Annotated in this window: 15 protein-coding genes; all 15 read right to left on the bottom strand. The window is 61.1% G+C overall.

The annotated features are described in order from the left end of the window. Window positions 1-4: 4 nt before the first annotated feature. From FHL07_RS14400 to FHL07_RS14470, 15 genes are read right to left on the bottom strand one after another with little or no spacing between them, the layout of a single operon-like run. Window positions 5-760: a class I SAM-dependent methyltransferase gene (locus tag FHL07_RS14400; protein ID WP_095000874.1), complete on the bottom strand. Its 756-nt coding sequence runs from the start codon at window positions 758-760 to the stop codon at window positions 5-7. Further along, window positions 757-2004: an NAD(P)/FAD-dependent oxidoreductase gene (locus tag FHL07_RS14405; protein WP_138738617.1), complete on the bottom strand. Its 1248-nt coding sequence runs from the start codon at window positions 2002-2004 to the stop codon at window positions 757-759. The genes FHL07_RS14400 and FHL07_RS14405 overlap by 4 nt, the downstream gene beginning before the upstream one ends. Further along, on the bottom strand, window positions 1992-3155 hold the full coding sequence (locus tag FHL07_RS14410; RefSeq protein ID WP_138738618.1) for a sodium:proton antiporter: 1164 nt from the start codon (window positions 3153-3155) through the stop codon (window positions 1992-1994). Before FHL07_RS14410 ends, FHL07_RS14405 begins: the two co-directional genes overlap by 13 nt. Then, complete coding sequence (locus FHL07_RS14415) at window positions 3149-5410, bottom strand: MMPL family transporter (RefSeq protein ID WP_422631538.1); 2262 nt, start codon at window positions 5408-5410, stop codon at window positions 3149-3151. The genes FHL07_RS14410 and FHL07_RS14415 overlap by 7 nt, the downstream gene beginning before the upstream one ends. Window positions 5411-5453: 43 nt before the next feature. Further along, window positions 5454-6164, bottom strand: coding sequence for an outer membrane lipoprotein carrier protein LolA (locus tag FHL07_RS14420; RefSeq protein WP_238705551.1), 711 nt, complete (start codon window positions 6162-6164; stop codon window positions 5454-5456). Beyond that, entirely contained in the window at window positions 6161-6586 is a 426-nt protein-coding gene (locus FHL07_RS14425) for an acyl-CoA thioesterase (RefSeq protein ID WP_095000878.1), read from the bottom strand. Before FHL07_RS14425 ends, FHL07_RS14420 begins: the two co-directional genes overlap by 4 nt. Continuing rightward, on the bottom strand, window positions 6579-8123 hold the full coding sequence (locus tag FHL07_RS14430; protein ID WP_138738620.1) for an HAL/PAL/TAL family ammonia-lyase: 1545 nt from the start codon (window positions 8121-8123) through the stop codon (window positions 6579-6581). Before FHL07_RS14430 ends, FHL07_RS14425 begins: the two co-directional genes overlap by 8 nt. Continuing rightward, the gene (locus FHL07_RS14435) at window positions 8104-9042 is read right to left on the bottom strand and encodes an LpxL/LpxP family acyltransferase (RefSeq protein ID WP_095000880.1); all 939 of its coding nucleotides are present in this window, start codon (window positions 9040-9042) and stop codon (window positions 8104-8106) included. Before FHL07_RS14435 ends, FHL07_RS14430 begins: the two co-directional genes overlap by 20 nt. Then, a complete protein-coding gene (locus FHL07_RS14440) occupies window positions 9039-9773 on the bottom strand; it encodes a glycosyltransferase family 2 protein (RefSeq protein WP_095000881.1) in 735 nt (244 codons plus the stop codon). Before FHL07_RS14440 ends, FHL07_RS14435 begins: the two co-directional genes overlap by 4 nt. A 13-nt stretch (window positions 9774-9786) precedes the next feature. Further along, window positions 9787-11457 carry an AMP-binding protein gene (locus FHL07_RS14445; protein ID WP_095025236.1) on the bottom strand — a complete coding sequence of 557 codons (1671 nt, stop codon included), beginning with the start codon at window positions 11455-11457 and terminating at the stop codon, window positions 9787-9789. Continuing rightward, the gene (locus tag FHL07_RS14450) at window positions 11454-11999 is read right to left on the bottom strand and encodes a COG4648 family protein (RefSeq protein ID WP_095000883.1); all 546 of its coding nucleotides are present in this window, start codon (window positions 11997-11999) and stop codon (window positions 11454-11456) included. Before FHL07_RS14450 ends, FHL07_RS14445 begins: the two co-directional genes overlap by 4 nt. Continuing rightward, entirely contained in the window at window positions 11996-12250 is a 255-nt protein-coding gene (locus FHL07_RS14455; RefSeq protein ID WP_095000884.1) for an acyl carrier protein, read from the bottom strand. The genes FHL07_RS14450 and FHL07_RS14455 overlap by 4 nt, the downstream gene beginning before the upstream one ends. Before the next feature lie 9 nt (window positions 12251-12259). Beyond that, complete coding sequence (locus tag FHL07_RS14460) at window positions 12260-12520, bottom strand: phosphopantetheine-binding protein (RefSeq protein ID WP_095000885.1); 261 nt, start codon at window positions 12518-12520, stop codon at window positions 12260-12262. Beyond that, window positions 12495-13307, bottom strand: coding sequence for a lysophospholipid acyltransferase family protein (locus FHL07_RS14465; RefSeq protein WP_095000886.1), 813 nt, complete (start codon window positions 13305-13307; stop codon window positions 12495-12497). Before FHL07_RS14465 ends, FHL07_RS14460 begins: the two co-directional genes overlap by 26 nt. Then, window positions 13283-14005 (bottom strand): beta-ketoacyl synthase chain length factor, encoded by a 723-nt coding sequence (locus tag FHL07_RS14470; protein ID WP_095017711.1) that lies wholly within the window; start codon window positions 14003-14005, stop codon window positions 13283-13285. Before FHL07_RS14470 ends, FHL07_RS14465 begins: the two co-directional genes overlap by 25 nt. Window positions 14006-14163: the final 158 nt, after the last annotated feature.

Here is a 14163-nt window from a genome sequence, read left to right on the forward strand (position 1 = left end):
TGATTCACAGCAGCGATCCTGTCGCGAGTAAACCCGCTCCCACAGGGGATTGGGGTTTGCGCGCCACCACGTTGACCAGGGTTTCATCACGCTGGCCCACCGGTTTTGGCTTTAGCAAGCCAACCCGCTCCAACAGGCCGAAGTCTTTGGAGCGACTCCACCACAGGTAAGGATAGGAGATATTCTGTGGCTCAAATTCAAAGCCCTGGTCACGGATCATCTCCAGGTATTGCGCTGCGCTTTTTTGCACATGCATGGGGTGACGGAACAGCCAGCGGATCACCCAGGTATCGATATAGGCTTCCGTGGACTCGGCAAACAGCAAGTAACCACCGGGCTTGAGCACCCGGTAGAACTCGGCCAATGCCCGGTCCTGTTGCACCAGGTGATGAAAAGTCTGGTGACAGAACAGGATGTCGATGCTGTCATCGGCCACCTTCAGCTCAGCGCAATCGCTGCCGATCAGCTCAATGTCGATGCCCTGACGCCGGGCTTCTTCGGCGCTCAAGTGCAGGCTCAGGGGATCAGCATCGAGGCCGATCAGGCGCTTCGGTGCGAAGGTTTTGTCCAGGTACTGGAACGATTTGCCCTGGCCGCAACCGGCATCGAGGATCACCGGCGCGGTTGGCAGTTCATCACTGAACAGGCTGCGCAGGTCATTGATGGCCACCCGCAGTACATGGTGCTGCCAGGTGTGGCTGCGCAAGAACCAGAACCCCAGGCGGGTTTCTTCAACGTAGGTATCGCTCAAAGGTTTCATGCGGGCTCCGTGGCGCAGATATCCGACAGCATGCGCAAACGGCGCCTGGACTCGCTGACAAAGGGGTTGCTTTCGTCCCAGGCATAACCGGCCAGGATCGAGCTGATCATGCTGCGAATATGCGGCTGGCTACCGGGGTGGTAGATCACGTCCTGGAAGGTGCCGGCGTACCAGCCTTCAACATAGCAACGGAAGGTGTCGACCCCGCGCTTGAGCGGTTCGGCAAACTCGCTTTGCCAGTCCACCGCCTCGCCTTGCAACTGACGGTGCAGCACGCCCGCCGCCATGCTCGCCGAACGCATGGCGATGGTTACGCCCGAGGAGAACACCGGGTCGAGGAACTCGGCAGCGTTGCCCAATAGTGCAAAACCGGGGCCGTGCAGGGTTTTGACGTTGGCCGAGTAACCGCCCAGGGTACGGGCCGGAGTGTCCCATACGGCATTGGCCAGCACCCGTTGCAGGCTGGGGGTTTCATCGACAAAACTGCGCAGGCAGGTGTCGAGGTTTTCACTGCGGCCTTCGAAATGCCCGGCTGCCGCCACCACGCCCACCGACGTGCGGCCATTGCTGAACGGGATGCTCCAGAACCAGATGTCGCGCTGGGTCGGGTGGGTGGTAATAAGGATTTTGTTGCGATCAAAACCTGCGTAATCGATGCGGTCTTCCACGTGGGTAAACACCGCCTGACGCAGCGGAAAGTTCGACGGTGCTTCAAGGTCGAGCAAGCGCGGCAATACGCGGCCGTAGCCGCTGGCGTCGAGAATGAAGTCAGCTTCAACCTGATAGCGGCTGGTGTCTTCGCGCTCAATGTGCAGGAGCGGTTTGGCACGCTCGATATCCGTGCTGATCACGGTTTCGCCATAACGGATTTCGACACCTTGCAGCGCGGCTTGATCGGCCAGCAGTTTGTCGAAGTCCGCGCGTTGCACCTGAAAGGTGGTGGGTTTGCCGTTACTGAATGTGTCACCAAAATCGAAGGCGCTGTATTGCTCGCCCCAGGCGAAGGCAGCACCGTTTTTCAGCTGGAAGCCGGCGGCCTGCACCGCGTCCAGCATGCCCGCTTCTTCGATGAAGTCGATGCAGTGCGAAAGCAGGCTTTCGCCAATCGAAAAGCGCGGGAAGTGCTGGCGCTCGATAACCAGCACATCGTGGCCCTTGCGTTTAAGTAGGGCCGAGGCAATGGCGCCGGACGGTCCTGCACCGATGACTACAACCTGACGACGTTCCATTTCTATTCCTGACACAGGCGCTCCTTGCCGGGTACCACGGCAGACTTCAAGGGGGGGTTGCTCATACCCGCCAGCGCCGGCAGCAGCGTGGCGATGAGGCTCATCAGTATCAACGCGAAGTACAACGCGGGACTGATCAGCTGTTGTTGCAGCAGCAAGTTGAGGAATACGATCTCACTCAACCCGCGAATGTTCAGCAGCAGGCTCTCACGCCATCGGCTGGCGCCTGCAAACGAGGGCGTGGCCCAGCTCAGTCCGAGCCAGTTGCCCAGCAGTTTGCTGGCCATCGGCAGAAGCAACAGGACCGCCAGTTGCAGCGGGCTTATCTGGCCCAGGGCGCTGTGTACATCAATCTGCACAATGCCGAACGTCAGAATCAGCGGGATCGCCAGCGTGGTCTGCATGCGCTCAAGCCACACGGCCTTTAACGGCATCACCAGCGGTACCTTGAGCCATGCCATGCAGACCAGATAGCCGACGCCAAATATCAACGCATTGAGGCGGTAATGTTCGGCCACCACCAACAGTGCGAAAAAACTCAGGCTGTAGCACAGCGGCTGACGAATGCGCAGGCCGCGCATCAGCAGCGGCAATAAAGCCCCGGCCAGCGGCAGTAATACACTGCTCAGGTTCAGGCTGCCCTGGGCCAGGCCGAACAGGCTCCAACAGGTCAGGTCGATCACAATTGCGCTTTGCACCAGGCGACGGGAGGCAGCAGGCGGGTAGTCGATATGGCGCAGGTACAGGTACAGCACCGGGATGGCAGTGATGGCAAACACCAGCCCCACGGCCAGCGAATTCAGCCAGGGTTGCTCGGGCAACAGCCAGACGGCGCAGGCGAGCCCGCTGACGAAGGGCACGGCAAAGCTGGGCAGGGCGATTTTCAGGCTCTGGCGGTTCAGTCGCAGATCAATCACGTCGCTCAAAATGGTCCCCAGCAACAGGGCGAAGCTCAGGCTGTAAAGGCTTTTGAGCCAGACCGGCGCCACCAGTTGCGCACCGTTGAGCTGCCAGTGCGGCTCGATCCAGAACAGCATCAGCAACGGCAAACCGATGGACGCCAGCAACAACTGGCTGACAATCGGGATCATGCGAAAGCGCCGACCCACGTGAGTGGCCAGCGCAAACAGGACTAACGCCAGCAGCCAGAACAGACCCGTCAACACGGCTTATGCTCCTGCTTGCCCGCCCAGGGGGCGAGGATAAAGCTGAACGCCAGCCCCAGGCTCACCGACAAGCCGAAATTGCTCACCGCCGGTGTACTCGACACCGCCAGCAAGCCAAACGACAGCCATGTGGTCAGGGCGGCCAGCAAGGTGCCCAGCAAGCTGACGGCCGCACCACCGATTTGCTCGCGCATCAGGATCGCGTAGTCGACGCTGATGGCGGTGACCAGCAATAAGCCGAACAGGCTGAACAAGGTTAGCGGCTGGCCCAGCCAGCCAAGGCTGGCGAGGCTGCACAGGGCGGCGAGGAGCGGCAGCGCAACGATGCGCAATGCTCCGCCAAAGCCGAACGGAGCGATCAATAGCACGACGATCAGCGCGCATGACAACAGCTTCAACTCAGCAGCGCTGATTTGTGTGGCCGCAAACACTTTGTTCAAGTCCCCCAGGCGATCCACCAGTTTCACACCGGGCAAGTCCTGCGTTTGCGCACGCAACAGGCTGGCATCATTTAAACCTTGCAGGCTGACCATCGCGGCGACGCCGTCGGTATTTTTGCCCAGCCATAGTGCTCGCCATGGTTCGGCCAACGGGCCTGCCAGCGCATCGTCGATTGACTGATCGGGCAAGGCTTGCAACTGCGCCAGCTCGGTTTGCAAGGCGCTTTCGGGTACGCCCAGCGCCAGCAGCGGCTGCCAGTGTTGAGGCAGCGCGCTGAGGGCGGCGCGCAATCGTTGTTGCTCGCCGGGCTGGCTGACCAGTTGGTTGAGGGCCAGAAAGCCTTGCAACTTGCCGCTGCCGATCAACTGTTCCAGGCGCTGGCTCAGGCTGCTCTGGCGCTCCAGTAATTGCTGTTCGTTGTCGGCGCGTACCAGAAAGAACTGGCTGGTTGGCTGATAGCCGGTGATGCGCGCAATGGCCTGGGCTTCGTTCATCAACTGTGGCGGGGCGCCGACCCATTGGCGGATGTCGTTTTTGCTGGTGAGCTGCCACAAGCCGGCGGCACAAAAGGTTAGCAGCAGTGCCAGCAGCGCAGCTGTCGGGACTTTTTCCAGCAGTGCTGCGCGTGCATCAAGCAGACTTTGCGCAATGCTCAGTGGCCATTGCGCAGGACGCAACTCGACGCCTTTGAGCAGCGCCGGCAGCAGGCACACCGCACTCAAGTAAGCGCCGATCAACCCGGCCGCGGAAAAAAGGGCGATTTGTGTCAACGCCGGGAAGGGCGTGAAAGCCAGCGCCAGATAACCGATGCAACTGGTGGCCAGGCTCAGGCTCAGACCGGGCAAGGTCAGGCGCAAGGCGGGCCAGCTGCGCCAGGGTTTCAGGCTCCAGCTTTTGGACAGGTAATGCAGGGGGTAATCCACCGCCACGCCGATCAGGCTGGAGCCCAGCACCAGTGTCATCACGTGCATGCTGCCAAACCACGCGACACAGGCCACGGCGCCAAACAGCATGCCCACCAGCACTGGAACGAAGGCCAGCAGCACGCGCCAGCGCCGGAAGGCCAGCAGCAACAGCAGCAGAATACCCACCGTTGCACCACCGCCGACCCAGGTGATTTCCCGGCTGGCTTGTTGTTGCCCGCTGGCGGCATACAGCAGGCCGCTGGCGGCGAGTAATTGCACGTCGTTTTTAGCGACCTGCTCACGGCTCTGTTCGAGCAGTTCGGCGACCCGCAGAGGCAGCTTCATATCGAATGCATTGCCTTGCGTACGGGCGCGCAACAGCACCCAGCTTTTGCCGTCGGCATCGGCAATCAGGGCGCCGCTGCCAATGTCCAGTTGCACCGCACCGCGTTGCGGCTGGCTGTTTTGAATGCGACCGGTCAGGCCCAGCCAGTCATCCTGGCTGGGCACCAGGCTAAAGCCGGTAAAGGGGTCGAACAACGCCTGCACCCGCTGCTGGATAAAGGCCTCGGGGTGTTCGATCAACTGGGTACGGTCGGCGTTCGAGAGCATCGCCAGACGCCCGCGCAGCAGTTGCTCGCGCAGGGCCGGGAGGTCGGCTTGCAGGTCCCACTGGACCTTTTCAAACAGGCCGCTGGCTTGCCATTGCTCGCCCAATTGTTGAGCGCTGGCGATCGCCTGCTGACGGTCTGCACTGGCGACCAGCACCAGCATTTCGCGGTTCAGGGGCTCTTGCATGCGCTGTTCGGCGCTGAGCTCCAGCGCATCCGGTGTGTCGCCCGGCACCAGCTCCATCAGGTTGGCCGACAGCGGCGCACCGTGGCGCCACTGCCAGCCAGCCAGTGCCATCACGGCCAGCAACAGAACCAGAAAGGCCCGTGGCAGCCAGCGCTCACTGCGCAAAGTCGTTTTGCTCCGCGTTGCTCAAGGGTTGATTGCCGACGCTGTTTGGCATTTTTAGCAGCGTGCTGTCACCTTGGGCTTCTTGCAGTTCGATACGTTGCACCAGCTCGCCGCCTTCAATATTGATCCGGGTGAACACTTGCTTGAGCAGCAGTGAACGTGGTGTCAGCGTCAGCGCCCAGCGGCTGGGTTCGCCTTGTAATTGCAGGTCGAAATCACGTTGCAGGCCGCTGCTGTCGCCTTGCAAAACAGCGAGGAACAAACGGTTCTGCTCAGCGCCCGCGCTTTTGCCCGGGAGCATCTGCCATTGCGTGCCGTCGCGTCGGGCGATGCCCTGGGCGTTGATGCGGTAATCCTGTTGCAGCGGGGTTTTCAGTTGCCAGAGCAGGCCGTGGTCCTTGGCCAGGACAAATGTGCCGGTGCTGGTGAGTGGCTTGGGCAGCGCGCGCAGGTGTTTTTCCTGGATGAAATCACCGTGGATCACCTGGGGCTTGGCCAGTTGTTCGCTCAGTTGTTGCAGGTCGAAGGCGTGGGCCAGTGGGGTGAACAGCAAGGCGGCGAACAGCAATGAGAGACGGGTGCGGCCTTTGCCCTCTCCCAGAGGGAGAGGGAGCAGAATGGCTGAGTTCTTGAGTGCGCCGCGGTCAATCCCCTCTCCCTTTGGGAGAGGGCTAGGGTGAGGGGCTTTTGATCCATTCATGACAGCACCCGCTCTACAGCCCGCACAAAACACCCAGGCGAGGCCAATTGCATCTCCCGGCTCTCAATTTCAACTGCCACCTGCACTGTAACTGCCCTAGTCAAACGCTCACCCGTGACCGCATCGCTAATCAGATAATTAATCTTCAGGCGGTTCTCCCATTCCACCAGGCTGGCGCGCACGTTGATCCGCTGGCCGAACGTGGCGCCGCGGACATAACGCAACTGCATGTCGATCACCGGCCACGCATAACCCGCTTCGAGCATCTGCGTGTAGTTGTGACCGATATGGTCAAGCAGCGCACAGCGCGCCACTTCGAGGTATTTGACGTAATGCCCGTGCCACACCACGTGCATGGTATCGATGTCGAAAAACGGCACCAACACTTCGGTATCAACGTGAAAAACCCCTTTACTACGCATGCAGCCTCCAGTGTTGTTGGGCGATGCGGCTCAGGCACAAACGCAGTTCGGCTTCCAGGGCGCGGTCTTCAACCACGGGGGCAAAATCTTTGGCCAGTTCGGCATGCATCTGCGCCAGCGCCGGCGGCAACGGGCGAGCGTCTTCGGCACGGCTGCGCAGCCAAACGCCCTGATGGGCAGCCAGCAAGGTGGCCGCTGCCACCTGCTCGGTCAACTCCAGTACGCGGATCGCATCACGAGCGGCGATGGTGCCCATGCTCACCTTGTCCTGGTTATGGCATTCCGTGGAGCGTGAGAAGACGCTGGCCGGCATGGTGTTTTTCAATGCCTCGGCAGTCCAGGCGCTGGTACCTATCTGCACCGCTTTAAAGCCGTGGTTGAGCATTGCCCGTTCTGCGCTGGCGCCCGACAGGTTGCTCGGCAGGCCGTGGTTGTAGCGCACGTCCACCAGCAGGGCGAGCTGGCGGTCGAGCAGGTCGGCGACGTTGGCCACCAAGGTCTTGAGGCTGTCCATCGCAAAGGCGATATGGCCGCCGTAGAAGTGCCCGCCGTGCAGTACGCGCTCCTCTTCGGCGTCAATGATCGGGTTGTCGTTGGCGCTGTTGAGTTCGGTCTCGATAAACCCGCGCAGCCAGCTCAGGCTGTCTGCCAGCACGCCCAGCACATGGGGCGCGCAACGCAGCGAGTAGCGGTCTTGCAGGCGATGCAACGGTGCAGTGGGGGCATCGATGGCGAGGTCCTGACGGATCCAGGCAGCGACCTGCATTTGTCCCGGGTGCGGCTTGGTGGCAAACAGGCGTTCGTCAAAGTGCTCGGGGTTGCCTTGCAGCGCCACCACGTTGAGGGCGGTGATGCGCGTGGCCAGTTTGAGCAGGTAGTCGGCGCGGGCATAGGCCAGGCAGGCGAGGCCGGTCATCACGGCGGTACCGTTCATCAGTGCCAGCGCTTCCTTGGGCCGAAGTATCAGCGGTGTCCAGCCCAGTTCCCGGTGCACATCTGCTGCAAGGCGGCGCTCGCCCTTGAACAGGACTTCGCGTTCGCCCGACAGGGTTGCGGCCACGTAAGACAGTGGCGTCAGGTCGCCACTGGCCCCCACCGAGCCTTCTTCGGGGATCAGTGGCAGGATGTCGTGGGCAATAAAGGCCTGCAATCGTTCCAGCAACTCTATGCGCACCCCCGACACGCCGTGGCACAGCGACTGCAAGCGTGCCGCAAGCACCGCGCGGGTGGCTTGCGCATCGAGCAATTTGCCCAGGCCGCAACCGTGGAAGGTGTAGAGGTGGCGGGGCAAGGCTTCGACGTGCTCCAGCGGCACCGCAACCACGCAGGAGTCGCCGTAGCCGGTGGTTACGCCATAGATCACGCCTTTCTTGTCCAGCAGCGAGTCGAGAAAGCGCGCGCCCTTGGCGATGCGCTCGCGGTAGTCGGGGTCGTCCTGCAGCCGCGTTGGCGCCTGACGATTGGCCAGGGCCAGCACGTCTTCAATGCGCAACGGGGTTTGGCCGAAGGTTACTGGCTCATGCGGATGCGTCGTCATCGGTCTTCCAGAAAGGGTAAAAGTTGAACCATTGTTGCGGTGCCTGCAGGCAGTAGTAGCCCAGGCGGTCGGCGTAGAGCGTGGCCCAGTCGTCGATCACCTGCTCGCGGTTATTGCGTCGCCACACCACTTCGCGGGCAAAGGGTTCGAGGATGACTCGATAACGGCCTTTGTGTTTCAGGCAGAACATCAGATTGACCGGGCATTTGAGCAGTCCTGCCAGCAACCACGGGCCTTGGGGGAATGCTGCCGTATAGCCGAGGAAACCGACCTCTATATGGCGCCCGCCATTGAGTGGTACGCGGTCACCGGCGATGGCCAGCCATTCGCCGTTTTCCAGGCGCTGGTTGAGTTGCAGCATCACCGCCGGGTTGAGTTCACTGACCTGAATCAACCGTAAATGGCTGGCCCCGGCTTCGCCCAGCAGGCGGTTGAAGTGTTCGGCATGCCGGGTGTGAACCAGCACATTCATGGTCACCTGCTCGCCCAGTTCGGCGAGCGCACGGCAGACTTCAAGGTTCCCCAAGTGGGCGCCTACCAGCATCTGCCCGCGTTCGCCGCGCAGTTGATTGCGCAGCAGCGCGGGGTCAACGATTTCGATGTCTTCGATCTTGAGACGGCCATTCCATACATCGAGCTTGTCGAGCAGGGCGTCGGCAAACGCCATGAACTGCCCGAATACCCGCCAGCGGGTAGGGCGCAACTCGCTTTGCTCGCTCCAGTCGGCCAGGCGCTGCTGGTATTGCCAGATGCTGCGTCGTGCGCGGCCGCCGAACACAAAGAAGTACAGCACAATGGCGTAAAGCACCGGGCTGAGCACACGTCGGCCCAGCAACCTGACGCCCAGGGCGGTGAGCTTCATCAGCCGGAAACTGCCGCGCTCTTTGTGGGCAGCCCAATGCTGTTGAGGTTCATTCATGCTTTGCAGCGCCTCCAGAGGATGCCCGGCAAGCGTATCAACATGCCGAAAAACAGCTTGGTGTGCATGCTCGAAATCAGCGCATTGTCATGGAACAGGCGAAAGTGCGAGAGACCGTCCTGCGGGTAGTGGACCTGGGTCGGCAGCCAGCACATCGGCTGGTTGCGCCACGCCAGGCGAACCAGGATCTCGGGGTCGAAATCCATGCGCTTGCCCAGCGTTACCGAGTTGATCAGTGCGAGGGTCGGCGCCAGCGGGTAGACCCGAAAACCGCACATCGAGTCGGGAATCTGCAATGAAAGGCTGTTGATCCACACCCACACATGGGTCAGGTAACGCGCATACAGGCGGCCCTTGGGCACGCTGGCATCGTATTGTGGGTAACCGCAGACCAGCGCTGCAGGGTTTTGCTGTGAAACCCGCATGAAAGTAGCGACGTTGCGCAGATCGTGCTGGCCATCTGCATCCACTTGCAGGGCATGGGTAAAGCCCAGTTGCATGGCTTCACGAAGACCGGCCATGACTGCGCCGCCTTTGCCCTGATTGACGGCCAGACGAATGAGGAAGATGTTTTCGCCACGGGCAAGCTCACCAAGAACAGCGGCGCAAGCGGGGCTGCTGGCGTCGTCGACCAGCACACAGGGCAAACCAGCGGCGCGCAGGGCCGCGACCACGCCAGGCACGGCGGTTTCGTGGTTGTACACCGGGATCACGGCGCAGGGGTTATGCACGGGACTATTACTGTTATCCACAGGGGGCCTCCAGCACGATGCGACCACTGGAACAGGGTGCAGTGGCGTTGCGGTAGGCGAAGTGCAATTTTGCGCGTTCGCTGTCAAAGCGCAGGGTTAATTCAATGGCGTCCCCGGGGCGCACCAGTTGCTGGAACTTGAGTACTTCCATCCCGGCAAAACGCGGCGGCAGATCGAGCAGTTGCTGGCCCAACACCATTGCCCAGTCCACTTGCACCACACCCGGCAACACCGGTGTTTTGGGGAAATGGCCGCTGAAGAACGCCAGGTCCGGCGGGATCGACAGGTTCAGCGTCCACTGACCGGCGTCTTCGCTTTGGCTCAACACTTCCGGCAGCTTGGGCCGGGGTGCGAGTAACAATGCATCGACTCGGGCCTGTGGCAGCTTGCCCTGGCTGTTGAGTGGTAACTGGCGCAGCAAACGCCAGCGGCGCGGCAAGGCCACGGCTTCGCAGTGCTGACTCAAGTGCTGGCGCAGGGTGTGAGTCAGGGCTCGGCGCCCCTGTTCGCGCAGGGCAAACAGGCCACTGGCGCTGAGCACCAGCAGGGCGCCCAGTGAGGCGCGTTGGTCATGCACCACGCCCAGGCGGGCTTCGGCTACCCAGTCATGGGAGACCAGCGCCTGCTCCAGCATTGGCAGGGAAATACGTTTCTCTTCGAGTTTGACGATGCGATCCAGTCGCCCGAGCAACTCAAATCGCCCGTCGGCTTCAATACGGGCGGCATCAGCCGTGTGTTCGACATGGCCCTTGGGCAAGTAGCTAGAGGCGATGATCAAGGCGCCGTCACTGCTCTGGCTCAATTGCACATCGGCAAAGGGCTGCCACAGGTGTTGCCCCTGACGCCAGGCGATACCGCCGGTTTCGGAGCTGCCGAGGATCTCGGTCGGCCACTGGCCCAGGCGTTCGAACAGCGTCCGGGCTGCTTCTTCGGGCAGGGCACCGCCAGAAGAAAATACTCGGCGGACCGAGCTTAACGCCGGCCAGTCGAGGTTGTCGGCCATGCGCTTGAGCAAGGCCGGGCTGGCGATCCAGGCAAAAGCAGCGTGCTCACGGCTGGCGCGTTGCATGTCTTCAGGGAAGGCCAGTTGTTTGCGTACAAAGCTGCGGCCTGCGCACAGAGGCCACAACACACGGAACAACAGCCCGTAGATGTGCTGCGCCGCCACACTGGCAATAATGCATGCATCACCCAGATCAGCACCCCACAGTTGCTCCAGTGCCTGAACCTCGTTGGCCATCTGGCGCAGGCTTTTGTCGATCCGTTTGGGTTCGCCGCTGGAGCCCGAGGTGCACAAACTGAGCTGGCACTGGTCCAGATCCAGTTGCGCTGCAGGCAGAGGATCGGCGTACAGGTCCTGCAACTCTTCGCTTTGAGTTATCCACAGGTCAACCTGGCTGTCCCATCGAAGGCGGGTTTGCGCTTGCAGGTCGGCGGGCAAGAGCACGCTGACTCCGGCCTGCCAGGCACCGAGCAAGGCCTGCGCCAGCTCGGCGGCATCTTCAAGGTGTACGGCAACGCGTCGCACGCCGCGCTGTTGCAGGCCGCCCGCCAGGCGCAGGGCCCGTTCACGCAGGGTGTCGTGGTTCAGCTCGGGGTCAACGCTGACCCGGCGATCTGCGTGCCCCTTGAGCAGCAGGTGCTCAAGATTTATCCAATTCATGCCCGGCCTCTTACCTTTTGTCGTATCAGCCATTCAATGAAAAACAGCAGCCCCATCAGCGCGTAGGCGATCAGGCCGTTGTATAACGTCCACCAGCTCAGCGGCGCCCACAGCGTCAGGGAGGCTGCGACTAATCCGTTTAGCATGAAGAACAGGCACCAGACCTTGGTCACCTGCCGCGTGTAATCAATTGCAATATCGGGCAGCACGGGCTCGCGCAACCGCGCCAGCCGCTCGATCATTGGCGGCCCGTACTTCAGGCTCAGGCCGAACAGGCAAAGCATGAACGTGCTGACCAGCACTGGGTACCAGCGCAACAGTGCCGGGCTGTTGAACAGCCCCAGCAGGGCACAGAACATCAATGCAACCACCGCCATCAACAGACTGCCCGGGCGGCGTTCGCCGGTCAGGGCGCGGGCCAGCCACAGGCTGCCCAGCAGCAGCGCGAATTGCCACGGGGCGAAATGGGCCATGCCGAAATACACCGCAAAGGGGTACATCAGTCCGGCCAGCAACAGGCCGAGGCCAATCAGGCGGTTCATGCGTCAGCGTGAACCAGGCGGTAAACCGCCTCGACCACGTCATTGACGGTACGCACCGATTTGAATTCTTCAGCGGCGATTCGTTTGCCGGTTTTACGCTTGATATGGTCAATCAGGTCGACAGCGTCAATGCTGTCGATTTCCAGATCCTGATACAGGTTGGCGTCCAGGGTGATGCGTTCGGGTTCCAGTTCGAAAAGTTCGACCAGAGCGTCGCGCAGGGTGTTGAAAATGTCGTCACGGTTTTGCATGGTTCGGTCTCAGGCTGCCTGTTTGGCGGTGACAAAAGCCGCAAGGCTGGCCACGTTGGAAAAATGATTGCGTGTATCTTTGGCGTCGGCGTCTATTTTGATGCCGTAGGTCTTTTGAATCGCCAGGCCCAGCTCCAGTGCGTCGACCGAGTCCAGCCCCAGGCCGTCGCCAAACAGGGTTTGATCGTCGCCAATGTCGCTGACACTGATGTCTTCGAGGCCCAGGGCATCGATGATCAGCTGTTTAATATCGTTTTTCAGATCGCTCATCTGTGGCGAGCTCCTTAATAAAATAGTCATGCACGAAGTCGTTGAGCAGGCGCGAGGCTTTGGGCGGCGGGCCAAGCGCGGAAAATGTATGTGGATCTATATCGGCACCGACCCGAAAGCTGAAGTGCACGCGACGCTCGGGTATGCGATACCAGGGCTCGGCCTTGGTCAGCGTGGTGGGGCTGACCTTGATCACCACCGGCGTAAGGATCTTCGCACCCCGCAGTGCAATCGCGGCGGCCCCGCGATGAAAGGATGGCGCATGGCCTGGCCGGGTACGCGTGCCTTCCGGGAAAATCACCAGGGTCTGGCCTTGCTGCAACGCCCCCGCAGCGTTATCGAGCATGTCTACGCTGCCATCATTGCTGATGTATTGCGCCGCACGCACAGGGCTACGGGTAAACGGGTTTTGCCAAAGGCTCTGTTTGACCACGCAATTGGCGTTTCTCACCAGGCCGATCAAAAAAACCACATCGATTAGCGACGGGTGGTTGGCGATGATCATCTGCCCGGGGCGGCCTAGCCGCTCGGCACCCTGGACGTCATAGGTCAGCACGCCCATGCGCGCCATGGTGCGAATAAACAGCCAGAACAGGCGGCTGACGGTAAAACGGGCACGCTCGCGCTGACGCGTGGCATCGCCCGGCAGGCAACTCAGCACCGGAAAAATCACCAGACGCAGGCACAGGCAACCGATACCGAACAGTGCAAAGCTGATGGCAGTGGCGATCAAGCGCCAGGCATAAGCATCACGGCGGGCGCTCACAGGCTGTGCTGCCAGTTCCACACGCGGTTTTTCCAGGTGTGCTGGAATGATCTCTGCTGCTTATCGAGCAGTTGGCGCAACAGATTCAGGGCATGGGGCCATTGAGCTTGTTCTATGCCTGCGGTACCACTGGCGAGTGAAACCTGCCATTGCTCGCCCGGGGTCAGCAGCAGGCCCACGGCATAAGGGAAGGGCACGTCATTGATACAGCGTGCATAGGCCTCGGGTGGCTGCTCTTCGGTGATGATCAGCAACACGGCAGGCGCGCCTTCATTGAGCAGGGCGCAGGCTTCGATCAGGCCGTGCTCCAGGCCGTCTCCGGCGGCAGCAATAGCGGTCATTTCGCTGGTTTCGCCGCGCATGATCGACCACAGGCCAATCACGGCGTTATGCACCGAGAGGCTGAACTGCGTGGGGGACAAGGGCTGATCCGCCGCAAGGTCGCTGAGTATGTCGAATGTGCGCGGGGTTTCACCGTGACGCGAGGCAAAGACCAGCGGTAATGCTTCACGGCCTTCGGCCAATGGCCAGCCGACGCAGAATGCCATGCGAGCCAGGCGGCTGAGGCGGCGCCGTTGCATGGCGGGTAAAAATGAGACATCGGGTGCTGCGCTGTTGGCAGCAAGTACACAGGGGTGCTGGCTCCAGGCTTGCCAATCGGCCACGGTGTCGAGGCCTGGAGCCCAGGCGCGCCACGCGGCGATATTGAAATTGATCACTGGAGTTCATCCCGCCCTTGCAGGCTTCCTTGATGCGAAAGTGGACACCGATCGACGCCGCACTTGATACAGAGGGGCGATATTATCCCGGTGCAGTTGGTTCGTAGCAAATATTGCTTACAGCCCCAGTGTGGTTTTTCTGGGAATTTAGAAAAATA

This window comes from Pseudomonas sp. FSL W7-0098, assembly GCF_005930585.1.
GTDB lineage: Bacteria > Pseudomonadota > Gammaproteobacteria > Pseudomonadales > Pseudomonadaceae > Aquipseudomonas > Aquipseudomonas bubulae.

What these genes read in the sequence shown, in the direction of transcription:
- FHL07_RS14400 (WP_095000874.1), bottom strand. Translation starts at nt 760, where the DNA reads ATGAAACCTTTGAGCGATACCTACGTTGAAGAAACCCGCCTGGGGTTC.
- FHL07_RS14415 (WP_422631538.1), bottom strand. Translation starts at nt 5,410, where the DNA reads ATGGCACTGGCTGGCTGGCAGTGGCGCCACGGTGCGCCGCTGTCGGCC.
- FHL07_RS14420 (WP_238705551.1), bottom strand. Translation starts at nt 6,164, where the DNA reads ATGAATGGATCAAAAGCCCCTCACCCTAGCCCTCTCCCAAAGGGAGAG.
- FHL07_RS14425 (WP_095000878.1), bottom strand. Translation starts at nt 6,586, where the DNA reads ATGCGTAGTAAAGGGGTTTTTCACGTTGATACCGAAGTGTTGGTGCCG.
- FHL07_RS14430 (WP_138738620.1), bottom strand. Translation starts at nt 8,123, where the DNA reads ATGACGACGCATCCGCATGAGCCAGTAACCTTCGGCCAAACCCCGTTG.
- FHL07_RS14435 (WP_095000880.1), bottom strand. Translation starts at nt 9,042, where the DNA reads ATGAATGAACCTCAACAGCATTGGGCTGCCCACAAAGAGCGCGGCAGT.
- FHL07_RS14445 (WP_095025236.1), bottom strand. Translation starts at nt 11,457, where the DNA reads ATGAATTGGATAAATCTTGAGCACCTGCTGCTCAAGGGGCACGCAGAT.
- FHL07_RS14450 (WP_095000883.1), bottom strand. Translation starts at nt 11,999, where the DNA reads ATGAACCGCCTGATTGGCCTCGGCCTGTTGCTGGCCGGACTGATGTAC.
- FHL07_RS14455 (WP_095000884.1), bottom strand. Translation starts at nt 12,250, where the DNA reads ATGCAAAACCGTGACGACATTTTCAACACCCTGCGCGACGCTCTGGTC.
- FHL07_RS14460 (WP_095000885.1), bottom strand. Translation starts at nt 12,520, where the DNA reads ATGAGCGATCTGAAAAACGATATTAAACAGCTGATCATCGATGCCCTG.